This is a genomic window from Oceanicaulis sp. HTCC2633 (assembly GCF_000152745.1).
In the GTDB taxonomy this organism is placed as follows: Bacteria; Pseudomonadota; Alphaproteobacteria; order Caulobacterales; family Maricaulaceae; genus Oceanicaulis.
In genome coordinates, this window is record NZ_CH672428.1 from 3,150,016 (window position 1) to 3,163,845 (window position 13,830).

Consider the following 13,830-nt stretch of genomic DNA (forward strand, 5'->3'; position numbering starts at 1 on the left):
TCAGCTCCGGGCTGACAGAGGCATGTCGTGTGATCCTCGCGGTCGACCAGCTTGAGAAGACCTATCGCAACGGCTTCAGGGCCGTGCGCGATGTCAGTTTCGCGGTCGAAGCCGGAGAGATTGTCGCCCTGGTCGGGGAATCCGGCTGCGGCAAGACCACGACTCTCAAATGCATCAACCGATTGCTGGAGCCTTCAGGCGGCCGCGTCCTCATTGAAACCGAGGACGCGGCCGTTCTTGATTCTGTCAGCTTGCGCCGTCGGATCGGCTGGGTCATGCAGGGCGATGGCCTGTTTCCGCATCTGAGCGTCGCGGAAAATGTGGCGGTGACGCCGCAGCTTCTGGGCTGGGAGGCGGACCGCATCTCGTCGCGCGTCGATGACATGCTCGAGCTGGTGCGACTTGATCCGCTCGAGCACCGCGATCGCCGCCCTCATCAGCTTTCGGGCGGGCAGCGCCAGCGCGTTGGCGTGGCGCGCGCTGGCGGCGGGCTCCAGACTGGTGCTGATGGATGAACCCTTCGGCGCGCTTGATCCGATTACGCGGGACGGATTGCGCGCTGACTTTCTCGACCTGAAGAACCGTATGGGATTCGCCGCCGTCATGGTCACTCATGACATGGCTGAGGCCTTGCTGATGGCGGATCGCATCGCCGTGATGCATGCCGGTGAGATCGTCCAGTACGACACGCCCAGAGCACTGCTCAACGCGCCCGCCCATCCCATTGTGCGGCAGATGCTGGAAAGCCCGCTGCATGAAGCGGATGCGGTGCAGGCCCTCAAGGCCGAGGCGGGCCGCGATGATTGATGCGCTGCCGGATCTGATCGCGACGCTGCCGGCGTATCTGGGCGGGCATATGCGTCTGTCTGTGGCGGCTCTTCTGGCGGCGCTGGCGATCTCTCTGCCTCTGGGCATCCTCGCGGCCCGCAATCCGGGCGTCGCGCGTCCGGCGCTGGGCGTCGCCAGCGTCATGCAGACGATTCCCGCCCTGGCGCTTCTGGCGCTCATGGTCCCGCTGCTAGGCGGGATGATCGGGTTTGCGCCCGCCTTCTTCGCGCTGACGCTCTATGGCGTCCTGCCGGTGCTGCGAAACACCATTGTCGGCCTGCAGGGCGTGGATCCGGTGGTGCGTGAGGCGGCGCGAGGCGTCGGCATGTCGACTCGGCAAAGCCTGTTGCGGGTGGAGCTGCCGCTGGCCGCGCCCACCATCATTGCGGGGATTCGCACTGCGACCGTCTGGGTTGTCGGGGCGGCGACCCTGGCGACGCCGGTCGGGGCGACGAGCCTGGGCAATTACATCTTTTCCGGACTTCAGACCCGGACCTGGGCGGCGGTCATCTTCGGCTGCCTGTGCTCTGCGGGGCTGGCGCTGCTGCTCGATCAGCTGATTGCAGCGTGCGAGCGGGCGATGCAGTCCGGTCGGCGCAGGGGCGCTCTGATCTCCGCCCTCGTGGTGATTCTGGCGCCCGTTCTGGTGCTGGGGGGCGCCGTCATGGTCAACCGCGCCAGCGGGGAGGGATCGGTCGGGCGGCAGACGCAGGTCGACGCCGGTTTCGATGACGGACCGGTGATCATCGGCGCCAAAAGCTTCACCGAACAGTATATTCTCGCCGAGGTGATCGAACGGCGTCTTGAGGGGGCGGGCGCCCGGACCGAACGTCGGGAGAATCTGGGCTCCACCGTGGTGTTTGACGCGCTGCGCTCGGGCGAGATCGACGTCTATGTGGATTATACGGGCACGCTCTGGGCCAATGTGATGGGGGAGGAAGCCCCGATCCCGCGCCACCAGATGTATGCCGCGGTTTCAAGCTGGCTCTATGAAAACGCCGGGATCGTCGCCTTGGGGCGTCTGGGATTCGAGAATGCATACGGATTCGCGGTTACCGCCGATTTCGCCGAGTCTGAAGCCGTCACATCGATCGCGGATCTCGTCGCCTTGCCGTCCCTGTCTGTCGGCGCCGACCCTGAATTCTTCGCCCGCACCGAATGGGAGCGCACGCGTGCGTTCTATGGACTGAGCGGGATCGAGCAGCGGAGCATGGATTCCGCCTTCATGTATGACGCGGTCCGCAATGGGGCGGTGGATGTGATCACCGCCTATACGTCCGATGGGCGGGTTCTGGCCTATGACCTTGTGATTCTTGACGATCCGCGTGGCGCGCTGCCGCCCTATGACGCGGTGATCCTGCTGTCAGCCGAGGCGGCGCAGAAGCCGGCGGTGGGACGAGCGCTGGCGCCGCTCATCGGCGCGATCGATGCGGACCTGATGCGCGAGGCGAATGCCGTGGTGGAAGTGGAGCGCCGCTCTGTCAGCGAGGCGGCCCAGCTGATTCTCGACGCGGTCGAACCCTGAAGGCAAGACAGCCCCGCACGCAGGTGCAGGGCTGTCTCTCCTCGGTCTCTGAGAAGTCTAGAGAACGGTCAGCATGCTTGCCACCAGCGGGTGACGGACAATGTCTTCCTTCTGAAGCCGGATGACGCCGATATTGTCCACTTCGTCGAGTTTCTCGGCGATGGTGGCGAGGCCGGACATTTCGGGCAGAAGGTCGGTCTGCGCCGGGTCGCCGGTCACCACCATGGTGGAGTTCCAGCCCAGACGGGTCAGCAGCATCTTGAGCTGGGCGTAGGTGCAGTTCTGCGCCTCATCGACCACCACGAAGGCGTTGTTCAGGGTGCGTCCGCGCATATAGCCGATGGGCGCGATCTCGATCAGGCCCTCGGCCATCAGCGCCTTCAGGCGTTTCGGGCTCAACCGGTCCGCCAGCGCGTCATAGAGCGGGCGCAGATAGGGGGCGAGCTTCTCTTCCATGGCGCCGGGCAGGAAGCCGATGGATTCGCCCGCTTCCACGGCCGGACGGGAGAGGACGATGCGGCCCACTTCACCCTTTTCCAGCGCCTCGACCCCCTTGGCGACGGCGAGATAGGTCTTGCCCGTCCCCGCCGGGCCAAGCGCCATCACCAGATTGTGGGAATCGATGGCCTCCATGAGCTCGGCCTGGTTCTTCGAGCGCGGTTTGACGTTCTTGGTATAGCTCTGATCGCGCATGGGCTCCTTGTCATCGGGGGACCAGCTGGTTCCGGGGAAGAGCGAACGGACTTTGTCTTCCTCATATGCGTCAGCGTTGAACTGTCCGGATTGGCGGCGTTTGGTGGCTCGTTTACGCATGTCAGGCCCTCCAGGAGACAAGAAAAAACCCCTCACGCGGCAGCGGAGGGGTCATCAAAGCGGTGAATTCGGAAGCGCGAGACTCAAACGACACCGGCGCACCGGGCGGCGGGGTCGTACCAGCTTGAGGTGGCGCGTACGCCATCACGTCCTCCTTCACACATCCAGCGCCATGCGGCGCGTGCGAAGCGAATCGAACCTTGATCTCGAATCGCAAGCACAGTGTCATGTTGGACGCCTAACGAAGTATGAGTCTACTCGTCTCATATCCGATACAAAGACGAAAAAACGCCGACATATTGTGCGGCGCAACACCCTGGGAGAGCCCGATGACCCTGTACAGACTGGACGATGCGAGCCCTGAAATCAGCGAGGACGGGGCCTGGGTCGCGCCGGATGCGGCGCTTATCGGCCGTGTAAAACTCCTGCCGCGGGCTTCGGTCTGGTTCGGCGCGGTTCTGCGCGGGGACAATGAGCTGATCACCATCGGCGAAGACTCAAACGTGCAGGACGGCTCGGTCATGCACACCGATATGGGCTTCCCCCTGACGCTGGGTAAAGGCGTGACCGTGGGGCACAAGGCCATGCTGCATGGCTGCACGGTGGGCGATTACTCGCTGATCGGCATTGGCGCGACGATTCTCAACGGCGCGAAGATCGGCCGGAACTGCATCATCGGCGCACACGCCCTTATCACCGAGGGCAAGGAGATCCCGGACGGGTCCGTGGTCATGGGCGCGCCGGGCAAGGTGGTGAAAGAGATCGGGGAGGGGGTGGCCGAAATGCTCAAGGCCAGCGCCGACCATTACGCCGAGAATGCGGCGCGCTACGCCAAGGGGCTGAAGGCGCTCTGAGTCTCGAAAGAATACGGCGCCGCAGGTGATCCTGCGGCGCCGTTTCTGTTCAGATATGGCCGGGCCTAGCGGCGCCAGGTCAGGGACAGGCCGACAATATCGGCGACGTTGTCGTAGTCACCCACAACGCGATCACCGGTCGACCCCACATGGTTGATCGGGGCGTCATCGAACATCAGGTGCTGATAGCCCGCATCGATCTGGATGGAATCGGTCGCCTGGAAGGACGCGCCCAGTGCGATGATGGTGCGGTCGGAATCGGGCACGCGCGTGGTGCGGTGCTCGTTTTCGGTCGGAGACTGATCGTAAGCGACGCCCGCACGCAGGGTCAGGCGGCTGTTATAGGCGTACTCGCCGCCCACTGCGTAGCGCACTTCATCGTCATAGCCGAGGGTTTCGCCCGCGTCGGGCTGAGCCGGATTGTCGAACTCGACGACCAGGCGCTCGAAATCCCAGAATGTGTAGACGACAGACGCGTTCAGCGACAGACGCTCATTGACCTGGTGAGCCAGGGAGACCGCCAGCTCGGCCGGCAGGTTCAGCTCGGCGGAGCCATCGGTGTCGGTGAAGGCGGGCGCGAAGATCGCCGCATTCGCCGGCGCGCCGAAATCGGCTTCGCCTTCCAGGTTGTGGTCCACATTGTGACGGTAGGAGACGCCTATGCGGGTGGTCTCGGTCAGGTCATAGAGCGCGCCGACATTCCAGCCGAACGCCCAGTCATCGCCAGTGACTCGCAGATAGCCTTCCGGACGACCCGGCAGGAAGCCGGTCGCGGTGCACTGGGCCGGGGTGAGCTGGCTGAGGCAGATGGCGCTGAAGTCGAGATGGTTGGCGAGGGTGGCTTCGGAATATTGCGCCGAAACGCCAAAGCCGACCGACAGGCGGTCATTGACCTGATAGCCGATGGACGGGTTGATCTCGGCGACCTTCAGGGAGCTCTTCACGCTCTGGAAGCGGGTGACGGAGTCCTGATTGTACTCGGTGGCCAGGCCGAACGGCGCGGTCACGCCCAAGCCCAGAACGATACGGTCGTTCAGACGGTGGGACAGGTAGAAGTTGGGGATCACGGCGTCGTTGAAGAGGTCGTTCTCTTCGGTGCCGCCCAGCGGTCGGCCCAGCACGTCCACGGAGCCCTGGTTGGTGAAATCGCCCTGGCCGATGATGGCGTGGGCGCCCAGCTGGATCTGCGTGCCGTCAAGGCGCGCCAGGCCGGCGGGGTTGGACCAGATCGTGGACGGGTCGTCGGCCAGCGCGGCGTAGCCGGCATGGCCCATGCCCAGGTCCCGGACCGAGTATTCCGAGAGTTTGAAGCCGCCGGCGAGGGCCGGAGAGGCCGCTGACAGGGCAAGACCGGCGGCCAGGCCTGCGCGCACGACGAGGCTGTTCAGACGAAGCATGGGGGAGTCCTCCGCTTTGTGTTTTTATCCGCGCTCGCGACGCGCGTTGCTGCACACATGTGCATGCGCAACATGCATCGCAACGCATAAAAACAGACCCGTGACAGTGATGTGATGTCTCGGGCCGCTGCAAAGCAGCAATTGCTGGAGGAAAAAGTCTAGTCGCGACGGCCCCATAGGTCGCGAATGCGCTGGTCGGCGGTGCGACCCAGATTGAACCAGGCCGAGCGGTCGCGCGAGGCGTCGACGACCAGAAGCCTGTCGTCCCGCGCCAGCAGATGACTCAGTTCATTGCGCAAGTGTGCTGCGCTTGCGGCGCCGCGCAGCAACCACACGCCGGGCGTGATCGCTTCCACATCACCGAAATCCTTCAGCGCGGATTCAAAACCACCCCGGCTGTCGGAGTTGAGGTCGGCGACGATCACGAAATTGGACGTGCGCGCATCGGCCGGCATGGGGCGGCGTTCGCCGGGGGCGCGACGCGCCTCGTCCAGCCAGGCCTTGAGCTGGGGAACGTCACGGGCGTCCCGGAATTCCCCATCCCGTTGTTCAGAAACCGTGGAGTGTCCGGCCACACGGCCTTCCCCTACAAAGGCGCGCATCTGTGCGCCCGTGTAAGGCCCGTACACGCGGCCTTCCACTTTCACAAACCAGGACATGGCGATTCCGTCGTCGCGCGGCATCAATAATTCTCCCGGCCAAGGGCCCTACTGCCAGAGGCTTGAACCTCTACACAGGCAAGAAACGGGCCGTTCCCCTCGAAATATGGTGTTTCAAAGTGACGCTGTCATGCATTCACTCGGAAAAACCATCCGGAACCCTCAGCTCCGGTCGGCGGGAGGATCGAACGCTACTGCGAAGCCATTGTCCAGCCATCGTGCAACATGGCCCTGCATGTCGCCCACCCGGACAGCCTCCCCGATGCGGGGGCGTTCAAGACAGGCGAAGGCGGCGCCGCTGATGGACACGTCAATGACATCCGCCTGGATCACAACGCCGTCGCGCAAGCGGATCTTGGCGCGGCCCCGGCCGGGCTTGCGAGGCGCGGTGCGGTCTTCATCCAGTCCCAGGCGTTGCATATTGAAACGCCAGGTGATGGCGTCCGCCAGACGGTCGCGCTTGCGCTGGGAGCCATGCAGCCGAACGATGAATCCGGACCGGCCCGCACGCAGCACCTCGCCTTCCAGACGGCCCAGGCCGTCAAACAGCAGGACGACTCGCTCGGCCTTTTCCGGCGGGGTCTTGCAGGCGATGCGGGCGCCGCCCGGGGAAATGTCCACGAGCGTACAGGTGAATTCGCCGGCGCTGGGCGACAGGCCGCGTCCGGGAACTGTCAGGCGCACACGTCGATGGCGGCGGCGCTCTTCAGCGCCGCGCGCGGCAATCTTGATTTTCCGGCGGTCCAGTCGGGCGCCCAGGTCTGCAGATCGCGTCATATTACCCTCGACACATCACGATGAGCCTAGGGTGACAGCCTTAATACTTCGCTAGTTCAGCTGTCGTTCGCGACCCGCAAGCCCACCGCCTCGTAACTGGGCGCGGTGAAGGCCGAGTAATGGGGGGGCGGGCACTGGGCAGGATGCAAGGCTTGCAAGCGATGGCGGACAATCGGTCGACTATTGGCGGGTCGCGGCGTCAGGGGTTGATAGAGCCCTAGCACCCGGTCCAGCCAGCCCTCCGGCCCGCGCAGGGGCAGAAGCGCGATCTCCACATCGGTCATCTCTCCGTCCAGGCTGACGGCCTGGGTCACAAGGCTGGCGGGCGCGGGGGTGGACAGGGCGCCTTCAAGAAGCGCCGACACATGCACCCGGTCATGCCCCTGCCACAGGCTGAGGAAGTTCTGGTCGCGAAATTCGCGCTGATGCATGCGGCACAGACCGGTGCCGGCGAGACGGAACACGTGATGGCCCTGGTCCATGCGGCGCAGCAGGAACAGGTTCGACAGGAGCGAACCCAGGTCTTCAGGCGCAATGTCCGCGCGTTGCGGCGCGGGTTCGTCATGCCGGCGTGAATGCCAATAGGCCAGCAAGGTCTGAGTGTTCGGGTGCTTCACGAGCGCCGTCCCTTTTCTTCGTCATCGTCCCCCGGTCTGTTCCGCCCCGGTCGGGACGGCGCCGTCGAGGGCGGGACCGTGTGTTGGCGGGACAGACTGCAAGCCCCTTGCCAACCTCATATGGGACAGGTGCTTTTCCGTTCAGCCCGTTGGCGGGGGTTCCGGCCCCTGTCTTGCAGGGGTACGCGCAAGTGAGAACGGAGACCGCCATGCGCGTTTCAACACGATACGCTTCCGCCCTGTCCGCCCTGGCTGCGAGCCTTCTGGCGTCCGCGGCCCTGACCGGTGCGGCTCAGGCTGTGACGCTGACGACGGCCGCCGCCGGCGATCCGTGTTGCGCCCCGCCGCCGCCTCCGACGCCCTGCTGCACGCATCCGGGCGGGCCGGTCATCGGGACGCCCAGCATCAATATCGGCGCGCCCAACGTGCATGTGGGCGGCACGACGGTGAATGTGGGCGGGGTCAATGTGAACACCTCGGTCAATGTCAATGTGAGCGCCAACGCCTATGCGGGCGCCACGGCGACCGCGTCCGCCCGTTCCGGCGCGACCATCATTTATGGCGGCGGCGGATATTATGCGGGCGGCTCGGCCCCGGCGGCGACCGCTCTGACCGGTTTGCGCCTGGCGGGTGAGAGCGAATACGAGAGCTATGAAGAGGAGCGCTCGCGCTGGGTCGAGGAATGGCGTCTTGTGCGGGCGTACTGCATGGACGACAGCGGCAATCCGCATCCGGCCTCGCGTCCGGATCCGGACGAGCGCGTGACGCCGGACTTTGAGGGCGAGATCTTCCGCTGCGTCGCGGGGACCGCCCTGCAGGCGACCCTGGGCTGGCGTGAAGAGGGCGAGGACCATTTCGACGGCGTCTCGATCCAGTGCCAGAAGGGTGAAGCCCTGCGTTACGGTCGCGGCGGCGAGCTGTTCTGCGCGCCGCAGGAACACCGTCGCAATTGCAACGAGCGTTCATTGCTCCGCCTGCATGGCCCGGGCGTGAAGCTGGTCTGGTATCGCTATGAAGAGCACTATACCGAGACGGTCGAGCGCCGGAGCGAATCCTATGAGCGCCGGTCGATGACCCTGATGCTGGATGGCGGGGTGGGCGGCTATCACTAGCGCTTGCCGTCATCGCTGAACGATCAAAGCCCCGAAGGTTTCGCCTTCGGGGTTTTTCTTGCGCCCTCAGACGCAAACCGGACCGCCAACAAGAAAAAGGCCGCTCCTTTCGGGAGCGGCCAGTCAGTTGGGTGGGTATCGTGTGTGGATCAGTTCCCGCGGTTTTGTGTCGCGAAGGTCGCCGCATTGCCCACGGCTGTGGCCGAGCTCGTGATCGTGCGAACCTGGCCGGCATGGGTTGTGACAGAGCTGGCCGAGATGGCGCCGGAATTGATCTGGTTGATCTCGCCCGACACGCCTACCGGGCAGCTGGCGCAGACATAGGCCGATTGCGCATTGCCGATGGCGGTGGCGTTCAGGATAGAACCCAGGCCGCCGCCGGCGCCGCCGGTCATCGTCACATTGGCGATGACATCGCCGGAATTGGTCTGCTGCACGCCCTGATAAGTGTTCGCGCCAATGGTGGAGGTCAACGCCGCGTTGCCCACAGCATTGGCCGAACCGGTCGCGTAGCCATTGGCGAACTGGTCAGCGAGAATCACCGTTTCAGCGCGCACCTCGCCTGAATTGTTCTGAACGCCGCCGGTTTCGCTATCGCCATAGTCGTTCTGGAAGGTCGCGGTATTGCCCGCCGCCTGGGAGGCCGCCGTGACGCCATAATCGGCGTTGCCGATCTCGGCATGGGCGGTTGCCGTCGTGGATCCGGTCTGTGACTGGTCCAGCGTCAGGCTCGAATCCTCGTCCTCTGCGGTGGAGATCAGGCTGTTGCCGGCCGCCACGGCGCCCACGACGCTGGTCTCGATTTCAGCGTCCGCCGCTTCAACGCGGGCCTCGGCGCGGGAGTCAGCGGCGCTCGCCTGACGGATCGACAGGGTCTGTCCGCCTTCCGCGCTGGTCTGGATGGCGTTTACGGCGCTGGACGCAGTCTGAACCGTGTGAGCGGCGTAATCGGAGATGCGCAGACGCGACAGCGCGGAAACCTGACCCGCGCCGGCGGTCTGGTTGAGGTCGAGACTAAGGGCGCCGTCTTCCACGCCAGCGGTCAGGGCGTTGCCCTGTGCGGTTGCGGTGCTGACGACGCTGGCCCAGACCCCGTTGGCGCTGAGCAGGGATTGCGCGGTCACAGCGCCCCCGAGCGTCTGCGCGCCGGAAATCTCGCTGTCGCCGGACAGGGCGCCCGTGCCCGAATTGCCCTGGGTGACCGCGGTCGAGATCATGTCCCGCACGCCATCCGCGTCCTGAGCGTCTTCAGCTGAGACAGGGCCTGTCTGGTCCTGATCGAGCTCGACCTTATTGATAGGTTCCGCGAAGCTGGCTGCGGATATCAACGTCGCGGCGCTGGTGCCCGCGATCAACACTCGTGCGAGCCTGGACATAGGGAGCCTCCGTGGGGGCGTAAGCGGTGTTCAGCTGAACGCCGCCGGTAATATTGGATGGGCCGATCGGGTCGTTGAAGGAACAGACCTGTTCGGGCGACACCTGATAGAGCTGGGAGGAGATCTCCAGCACGGCGCGCTCGACGACCGAGCGCACGGCCAGCTGGATCGGCTCCAGAGAGCGCCCGCCCGCAGAGGCGTCCAGCACCACATCGCCAAAGAAGGCGAAGACCCCGGCGGACAGCTCGCGGCCGATGATCTGCTTCTGATAGGAAACGACATCGACCACCTCGAGGGTGCGCGAGTCGATCAGGCGCAGGTCGAGGCCGACATTCATCACATACATGCGGCGCGAGAACAGGCCCGACGGATCGGAGTCCACAGAATCGCCCGCCAGAACATCCTGGCCGTTGGAGCGGATATTGGCGTTCAGCTCGGTGATGCCGCCCACCAGATAATAGTCCGAGCCCGGGATCGAACCCGCATAGATCTGGCGATAGCCGTCCTGCTCGGCGGCGTCGCCGATCAGCTGGTTGTTGGCGTAGCGCAGCTCGAGCTCAGCGACGGACGTGTCAAAACGCTCCACCAGTCGCGCGCCCGCCTTGGCGAAGGCGCTGATCGCCATCAGGGAGGCGCCTTGGGTCACCCGGGTGCCGCCTTCAGGGTTCATCTGACCGGTATAGTCCGCGATCCGGCCCACGGCGACGCGGGGCGCGGCCTGACCATGCTGGCGGGCATAGCCCGACAGACAGACCAGCGCATCCGAATAGGGCGTCGGGTTCGGGGTCACCGGCGCGCCGCCGGTCGGCGTGGCGTAAAGCCCGTCCGCGCCCGGGGTCGAAGTGGCGCAGGCTGTGAGGGACAGCGCGCCGGCCGCGGCGGCGATGAGACGCTTAACGGTCATTGGCGGCTTCTCCCTGAGAGGACTGGGTGTTTGCGGTCGCGCCCGCATGGGCGGTGATGTCGCCTGTATTGGTCTGGCGATTGTTGATCACCACGGTGTTGTAATTGCCGTTCACCACCACATTGAGCTGGTTGCCGATGGCGCTCGCCCCGGCGCTGGTGAACAGGCCGGACTGGGACTGGCTGTTCAGGCCGACGCCGGTTGCGCTCTGGGTGAGGGCGCTGGCCTGGGCCGAGACGCCCACGCCGGTCTGGATAATGCCGTTCAGGACAACCCGGTTGCCGCCGACGCGGGCGCCGACATACGCTTGGTTTTCCGAGCCATAGGCCTGACCATAGGGACGATTCCACTCCGACGGATTGGCCGCGGTGGATTGCGCCATGGCCGAGGACGCTGCGAAAATGGCTGCGGCGGTCGCGCAGAGCCAGACTTTAAGCTGACGGGTCATGCCTTATGTGTCCTCTTTGAAGACGGTTCGGTCCTCAGGCTGCAATGGCCATGCCAAACCCCTCTCAACACTAGGAAAGCCTCATGAGCGACGCGCCGCCCCCTCTGTCCCAGGATGATCCCGATGCCGGCGGAGCCGCTTCAGAGCGCCCGACGCCGCCGCGCGAGCCCCTGTTCAATGCTCTGCCCGGCGTCGTGCTTGTGCTCGCCGCCATCATTCTGGCGGTTCAGCTTGCGGAATCGCTGTCCTTCGGACGGGGCGGATCGGTGCATGCCCTGATCTACTGGGCGGGCGCGTTGCGGACCGGCGCTGCGGTCGACGCCTTCCCGCCGGCGCCCCTGTTCGGCCTCTCGCCCTATATCCTGCATGTATTCGTGCACGCGGGCTGGGCCCATCTTCTGATCAATCTGGGCGTGCTGCTCGCGGTGGGGCCGGCCGTGCGTCGACCTTTCGGCCCGGGCTTGCGCGGAGATACGGGGTTCTTGGTTTTCTTCTTCGCCTGCGCGATCGGCGGCGCCGTGCTGCACCAGACCACCCATCTGACCGAGGCGACCACAATGGCGGGCGCCTCCACCGCCATTTCCGGGCTGATCGCCGCGGCGGGCTGGGCGAGGGGCGGTCGCACCGGCATGTATCAGCTCGCATTGCCCTGGCTGGGACTCAATCTGGCGCTCGCCCTGGTCAATCTCGTCTTTCCCGTTCCCATCGCCTGGGCCGGACATGTGGGCGGCTTGCTGGTCGGGATGCTGGCCTATCCGGTCTGTGTCCGGATCCTGGGCGCGCGGCGGCGCGTCTAGGCCGGCGCAAAGCTCCGTTTGTGGGGCGGGGACCGGTGTGGTTATACTCCCAGTACACGAGCGAGGGAGGTCCGCATGACCGCTGCACGCATACTTGATGACAAGGGGGCGACGGTCTTCACGCTCGCCCCGTCCCAGACCCTGCAGGAAGCCGCCGTCGCACTCACCCAGCACAGGGTGGGCGCGGTGATCGTCACCGACGCCGGCGATCAGCCGGTCGGGGTGTTCTCCGAACGCGATCTCGCCCGAGCGATCGCAGGCTCCGGTCCGTCCGCGCTGTCCGAGCGTGTCGAGTCGGTCATGAGCACAGGACTCATCACCGCCAGCCCGTCCGATGATATCGATACGCTCCTGGCGCTGATGACGGAGAAACGGGTCCGTCACATCATCATCATGGATGAGGGGCGCATGACCGGCGTGGTGTCGATCGGAGATGTGGTCAAACGCAAGATCGCCCATGCCGAGGCCGAAGCGGAAAGTCTCAAGGCCTATATAGAGGGCGCCTGACAGCAAGGGCCTCAGCGTGCGGGGGTTCAGGGCGCAAGCCATCCCCCAACAGTCAGTATGCGTCTGACTGCGCAAACCTGCAGTTTGACTCCCATTCGGGGTTGCGTCCCCCGGGAGGGGCGGATACACCCCCACTCCTCGGCGGCGGGAACAACGACGCGCCGGCGGCCAGTGAAAATCTTCTGAAGATTGATCTTGTCGACGGATGCAAATCGCTCCATACTGCTGAGCCTCTCCGAAAGGAAGGAGTTCAAAAACCGGCGAAACCCTTTCGCTGGAGCCGACGCTTTCGTGTCAGTTTCAGCGGGGCTAACCGACTGCAGAGCTTCTGAAATTCGGAGTTGACCTGGAGATCGGCTTTCACTAGAAACCGCGCTCCATTGTTGGCCGCCTTGGCCTGGTGTTACGGCGCTGAAAAAGGTGGTTGACTGGGGGATCGGGTTTCACTAGAAACCGCGCTCCTTCAGCCGGACGGCTTCTCGAGAGTGGGGCGGTTTGGCGGTCAGGTTTTCAGGTTGCGGCCTGGATGATTTGACCGGCTCTTTGACATTGTTGGTTTTGGAAAGAGAAGCGCAGGCGGCGGCTTTCTGCGAGTGGAACAGCCCATTGGGCGATGTCACTCACTTTAAGCAAGTCTGCTTGTTCGTTTCTCTTCAAGGTGTGGAGGTCTGACGCCTGGCTTTGGTCAGATGTCAGTTATCTCTGTCACTTTGAGTTTGAACGACGCAAGCGAGCTAGCTGAATCAACCTGAGAGTTTGATTCTGGCTCAGAACGAACGCTGGCGGAAGGCTTAACACATGCAAGTCGAGCGCGCCCTTCGGGGTGAGCGGCAGACGGGTGAGTAACGCGTGGGAACGTGCCCTTTGGTTCGGAATAGCCCTTGGAAACGAGGAGTAATGCCGAATGTGCCCTTCGGGGGAAAGATTTATCGCCAAAGGATCGGCCCGCGTTAGATTAGCTAGTTGGTGAGGTAATGGCTCACCAAGGCGACGATCTATAGCTGGTCTGAGAGGATGATCAGCCACACTGGGACTGAGACACGGCCCAGACTCCTACGGGAGGCAGCAGTGGGGAATCTTGGACAATGGGCGCAAGCCTGATCCAGCCATTCCGCGTGGATGATGAAGGCCCTAGGGTTGTAAAATCCTTTCGGCAGGGAAGATAATGACGGTACCTGCTAAAGAAGCCCCGGCTAACTCCGTGCCAGCAGCCGCG

General features: G+C 64.4%; 15 protein-coding genes and 1 other annotated feature. Of the genes, 7 read left to right on the top strand and 8 right to left on the bottom strand.

Translation table 11 applies throughout. The annotated features are described in order from the left end of the window. Positions 1 to 29 precede the first annotated feature (29 nt). Genes OA2633_RS16410 through OA2633_RS14940 form a run of 3 tightly spaced genes read left to right on the top strand, consistent with a single transcriptional unit; the run spans position 30 to position 2,353 of the window. Positions 30 to 515 (top strand): ATP-binding cassette domain-containing protein, encoded by a 486-nt coding sequence (locus OA2633_RS16410; RefSeq protein ID WP_009803419.1) that lies wholly within the window; start codon positions 30 to 32, stop codon positions 513 to 515. Continuing rightward, positions 508 to 807, top strand: a complete 300-nt coding sequence (locus OA2633_RS16415) for an opuCA (RefSeq protein WP_009803420.1) — start codon at positions 508 to 510, stop codon at positions 805 to 807. The genes OA2633_RS16410 and OA2633_RS16415 overlap by 8 nt, the downstream gene beginning before the upstream one ends. After that, positions 800 to 2,353 carry a glycine betaine ABC transporter substrate-binding protein gene (locus OA2633_RS14940; RefSeq protein ID WP_009803421.1) on the top strand — a complete coding sequence of 518 codons (1,554 nt, stop codon included), beginning with the start codon at positions 800 to 802 and terminating at the stop codon, positions 2,351 to 2,353. Before OA2633_RS16415 ends, OA2633_RS14940 begins: the two co-directional genes overlap by 8 nt. A gap of 57 nt (positions 2,354 to 2,410) precedes the next feature. Here OA2633_RS14940 and OA2633_RS14945 read toward each other — a convergent pair whose 3' ends face one another. After that, positions 2,411 to 3,166, bottom strand: coding sequence for a PhoH family protein (locus tag OA2633_RS14945; RefSeq protein ID WP_009803422.1), 756 nt, complete (start codon positions 3,164 to 3,166; stop codon positions 2,411 to 2,413). Positions 3,167 to 3,495: 329 nt separating this feature from the next. Between OA2633_RS14945 and OA2633_RS14950 the strand changes: the two genes are divergently transcribed. Continuing rightward, complete coding sequence (locus tag OA2633_RS14950; RefSeq protein WP_009803423.1) at positions 3,496 to 4,020, top strand: gamma carbonic anhydrase family protein; 525 nt, start codon at positions 3,496 to 3,498, stop codon at positions 4,018 to 4,020. A gap of 65 nt (positions 4,021 to 4,085) precedes the next feature. Here OA2633_RS14950 and OA2633_RS14955 read toward each other — a convergent pair whose 3' ends face one another. From OA2633_RS14955 to OA2633_RS14970, 4 genes are all read right to left on the bottom strand, one after another. Next, positions 4,086 to 5,417 carry an OmpP1/FadL family transporter gene (locus OA2633_RS14955; RefSeq protein ID WP_009803424.1) on the bottom strand — a complete coding sequence of 444 codons (1,332 nt, stop codon included), beginning with the start codon at positions 5,415 to 5,417 and terminating at the stop codon, positions 4,086 to 4,088. A 158-nt stretch (positions 5,418 to 5,575) separates the two neighbouring features. Then, on the bottom strand, positions 5,576 to 6,100 hold the full coding sequence (locus OA2633_RS14960; RefSeq protein WP_009803425.1) for a DUF4339 domain-containing protein: 525 nt from the start codon (positions 6,098 to 6,100) through the stop codon (positions 5,576 to 5,578). 138 nt (positions 6,101 to 6,238) lie between these two features. After that, positions 6,239 to 6,853: a PilZ domain-containing protein gene (locus OA2633_RS14965; RefSeq protein WP_009803426.1), complete on the bottom strand. Its 615-nt coding sequence runs from the start codon at positions 6,851 to 6,853 to the stop codon at positions 6,239 to 6,241. Positions 6,854 to 6,909: 56 nt separating this feature from the next. Next, positions 6,910 to 7,470 carry a PAS domain-containing protein gene (locus tag OA2633_RS14970; RefSeq protein ID WP_009803427.1) on the bottom strand — a complete coding sequence of 187 codons (561 nt, stop codon included), beginning with the start codon at positions 7,468 to 7,470 and terminating at the stop codon, positions 6,910 to 6,912. A gap of 209 nt (positions 7,471 to 7,679) precedes the next feature. Between OA2633_RS14970 and OA2633_RS14975 the strand changes: the two genes are divergently transcribed. Then, complete coding sequence (locus OA2633_RS14975) at positions 7,680 to 8,582, top strand: hypothetical protein (RefSeq protein WP_009803428.1); 903 nt, start codon at positions 7,680 to 7,682, stop codon at positions 8,580 to 8,582. A 149-nt stretch (positions 8,583 to 8,731) separates the two neighbouring features. On the opposite strand, the gene hfaD is transcribed toward OA2633_RS14975, so the two are convergent. Genes hfaD through hfaA form a run of 3 tightly spaced genes read right to left on the bottom strand, consistent with a single transcriptional unit; the run spans position 8,732 to position 11,310 of the window. Continuing rightward, the gene (hfaD, locus tag OA2633_RS14980) at positions 8,732 to 9,958 is read right to left on the bottom strand and encodes a holdfast anchor protein HfaD (RefSeq protein ID WP_156776294.1); all 1,227 of its coding nucleotides are present in this window, start codon (positions 9,956 to 9,958) and stop codon (positions 8,732 to 8,734) included. Continuing rightward, the gene (hfaB, locus tag OA2633_RS14985; RefSeq protein WP_009803430.1) at positions 9,873 to 10,862 is read right to left on the bottom strand and encodes a holdfast anchoring protein HfaB; all 990 of its coding nucleotides are present in this window, start codon (positions 10,860 to 10,862) and stop codon (positions 9,873 to 9,875) included. Before hfaB ends, hfaD begins: the two co-directional genes overlap by 86 nt. Further along, entirely contained in the window at positions 10,852 to 11,310 is a 459-nt protein-coding gene (gene hfaA, locus OA2633_RS14990) for a holdfast anchoring protein HfaA (protein ID WP_009803431.1), read from the bottom strand. The genes hfaB and hfaA overlap by 11 nt, the downstream gene beginning before the upstream one ends. Positions 11,311 to 11,393: 83 nt before the next feature. On the opposite strand from hfaA, the gene OA2633_RS14995 reads away from it, so the two are divergent. After that, positions 11,394 to 12,107 carry a rhomboid family intramembrane serine protease gene (locus tag OA2633_RS14995; protein ID WP_009803432.1) on the top strand — a complete coding sequence of 238 codons (714 nt, stop codon included), beginning with the start codon at positions 11,394 to 11,396 and terminating at the stop codon, positions 12,105 to 12,107. 75 nt (positions 12,108 to 12,182) lie between these two features. Next, the gene (locus OA2633_RS15000; RefSeq protein ID WP_009803433.1) at positions 12,183 to 12,614 is read left to right on the top strand and encodes a CBS domain-containing protein; all 432 of its coding nucleotides are present in this window, start codon (positions 12,183 to 12,185) and stop codon (positions 12,612 to 12,614) included. 752 nt (positions 12,615 to 13,366) lie between these two features. Then, positions 13,367 to 13,830, top strand: a sequence feature (16S ribosomal RNA rRNA prediction is too short).

Coding starts and splice junctions, on each gene's coding strand:
- OA2633_RS16415 (WP_009803420.1), top strand. CDS start 508: ATGGATGAACCCTTCGGCGCGCTTGATCCGATTACGCGGGACGGATTG.
- OA2633_RS14940 (WP_009803421.1), top strand. CDS start 800: ATGATTGATGCGCTGCCGGATCTGATCGCGACGCTGCCGGCGTATCTG.
- OA2633_RS14945 (WP_009803422.1), bottom strand. CDS start 3,166: ATGCGTAAACGAGCCACCAAACGCCGCCAATCCGGACAGTTCAACGCT.
- OA2633_RS14950 (WP_009803423.1), top strand. CDS start 3,496: ATGACCCTGTACAGACTGGACGATGCGAGCCCTGAAATCAGCGAGGAC.
- OA2633_RS14955 (WP_009803424.1), bottom strand. CDS start 5,417: ATGCTTCGTCTGAACAGCCTCGTCGTGCGCGCAGGCCTGGCCGCCGGT.
- OA2633_RS14960 (WP_009803425.1), bottom strand. CDS start 6,100: ATGCCGCGCGACGACGGAATCGCCATGTCCTGGTTTGTGAAAGTGGAA.
- OA2633_RS14965 (WP_009803426.1), bottom strand. CDS start 6,853: ATGACGCGATCTGCAGACCTGGGCGCCCGACTGGACCGCCGGAAAATC.
- OA2633_RS14975 (WP_009803428.1), top strand. CDS start 7,680: ATGCGCGTTTCAACACGATACGCTTCCGCCCTGTCCGCCCTGGCTGCG.
- hfaD (WP_156776294.1), bottom strand. CDS start 9,958: ATGTCCAGGCTCGCACGAGTGTTGATCGCGGGCACCAGCGCCGCGACG.
- hfaB (WP_009803430.1), bottom strand. CDS start 10,862: ATGACCGTTAAGCGTCTCATCGCCGCCGCGGCCGGCGCGCTGTCCCTC.
- hfaA (WP_009803431.1), bottom strand. CDS start 11,310: ATGACCCGTCAGCTTAAAGTCTGGCTCTGCGCGACCGCCGCAGCCATT.
- OA2633_RS14995 (WP_009803432.1), top strand. CDS start 11,394: ATGAGCGACGCGCCGCCCCCTCTGTCCCAGGATGATCCCGATGCCGGC.
- OA2633_RS15000 (WP_009803433.1), top strand. CDS start 12,183: ATGACCGCTGCACGCATACTTGATGACAAGGGGGCGACGGTCTTCACG.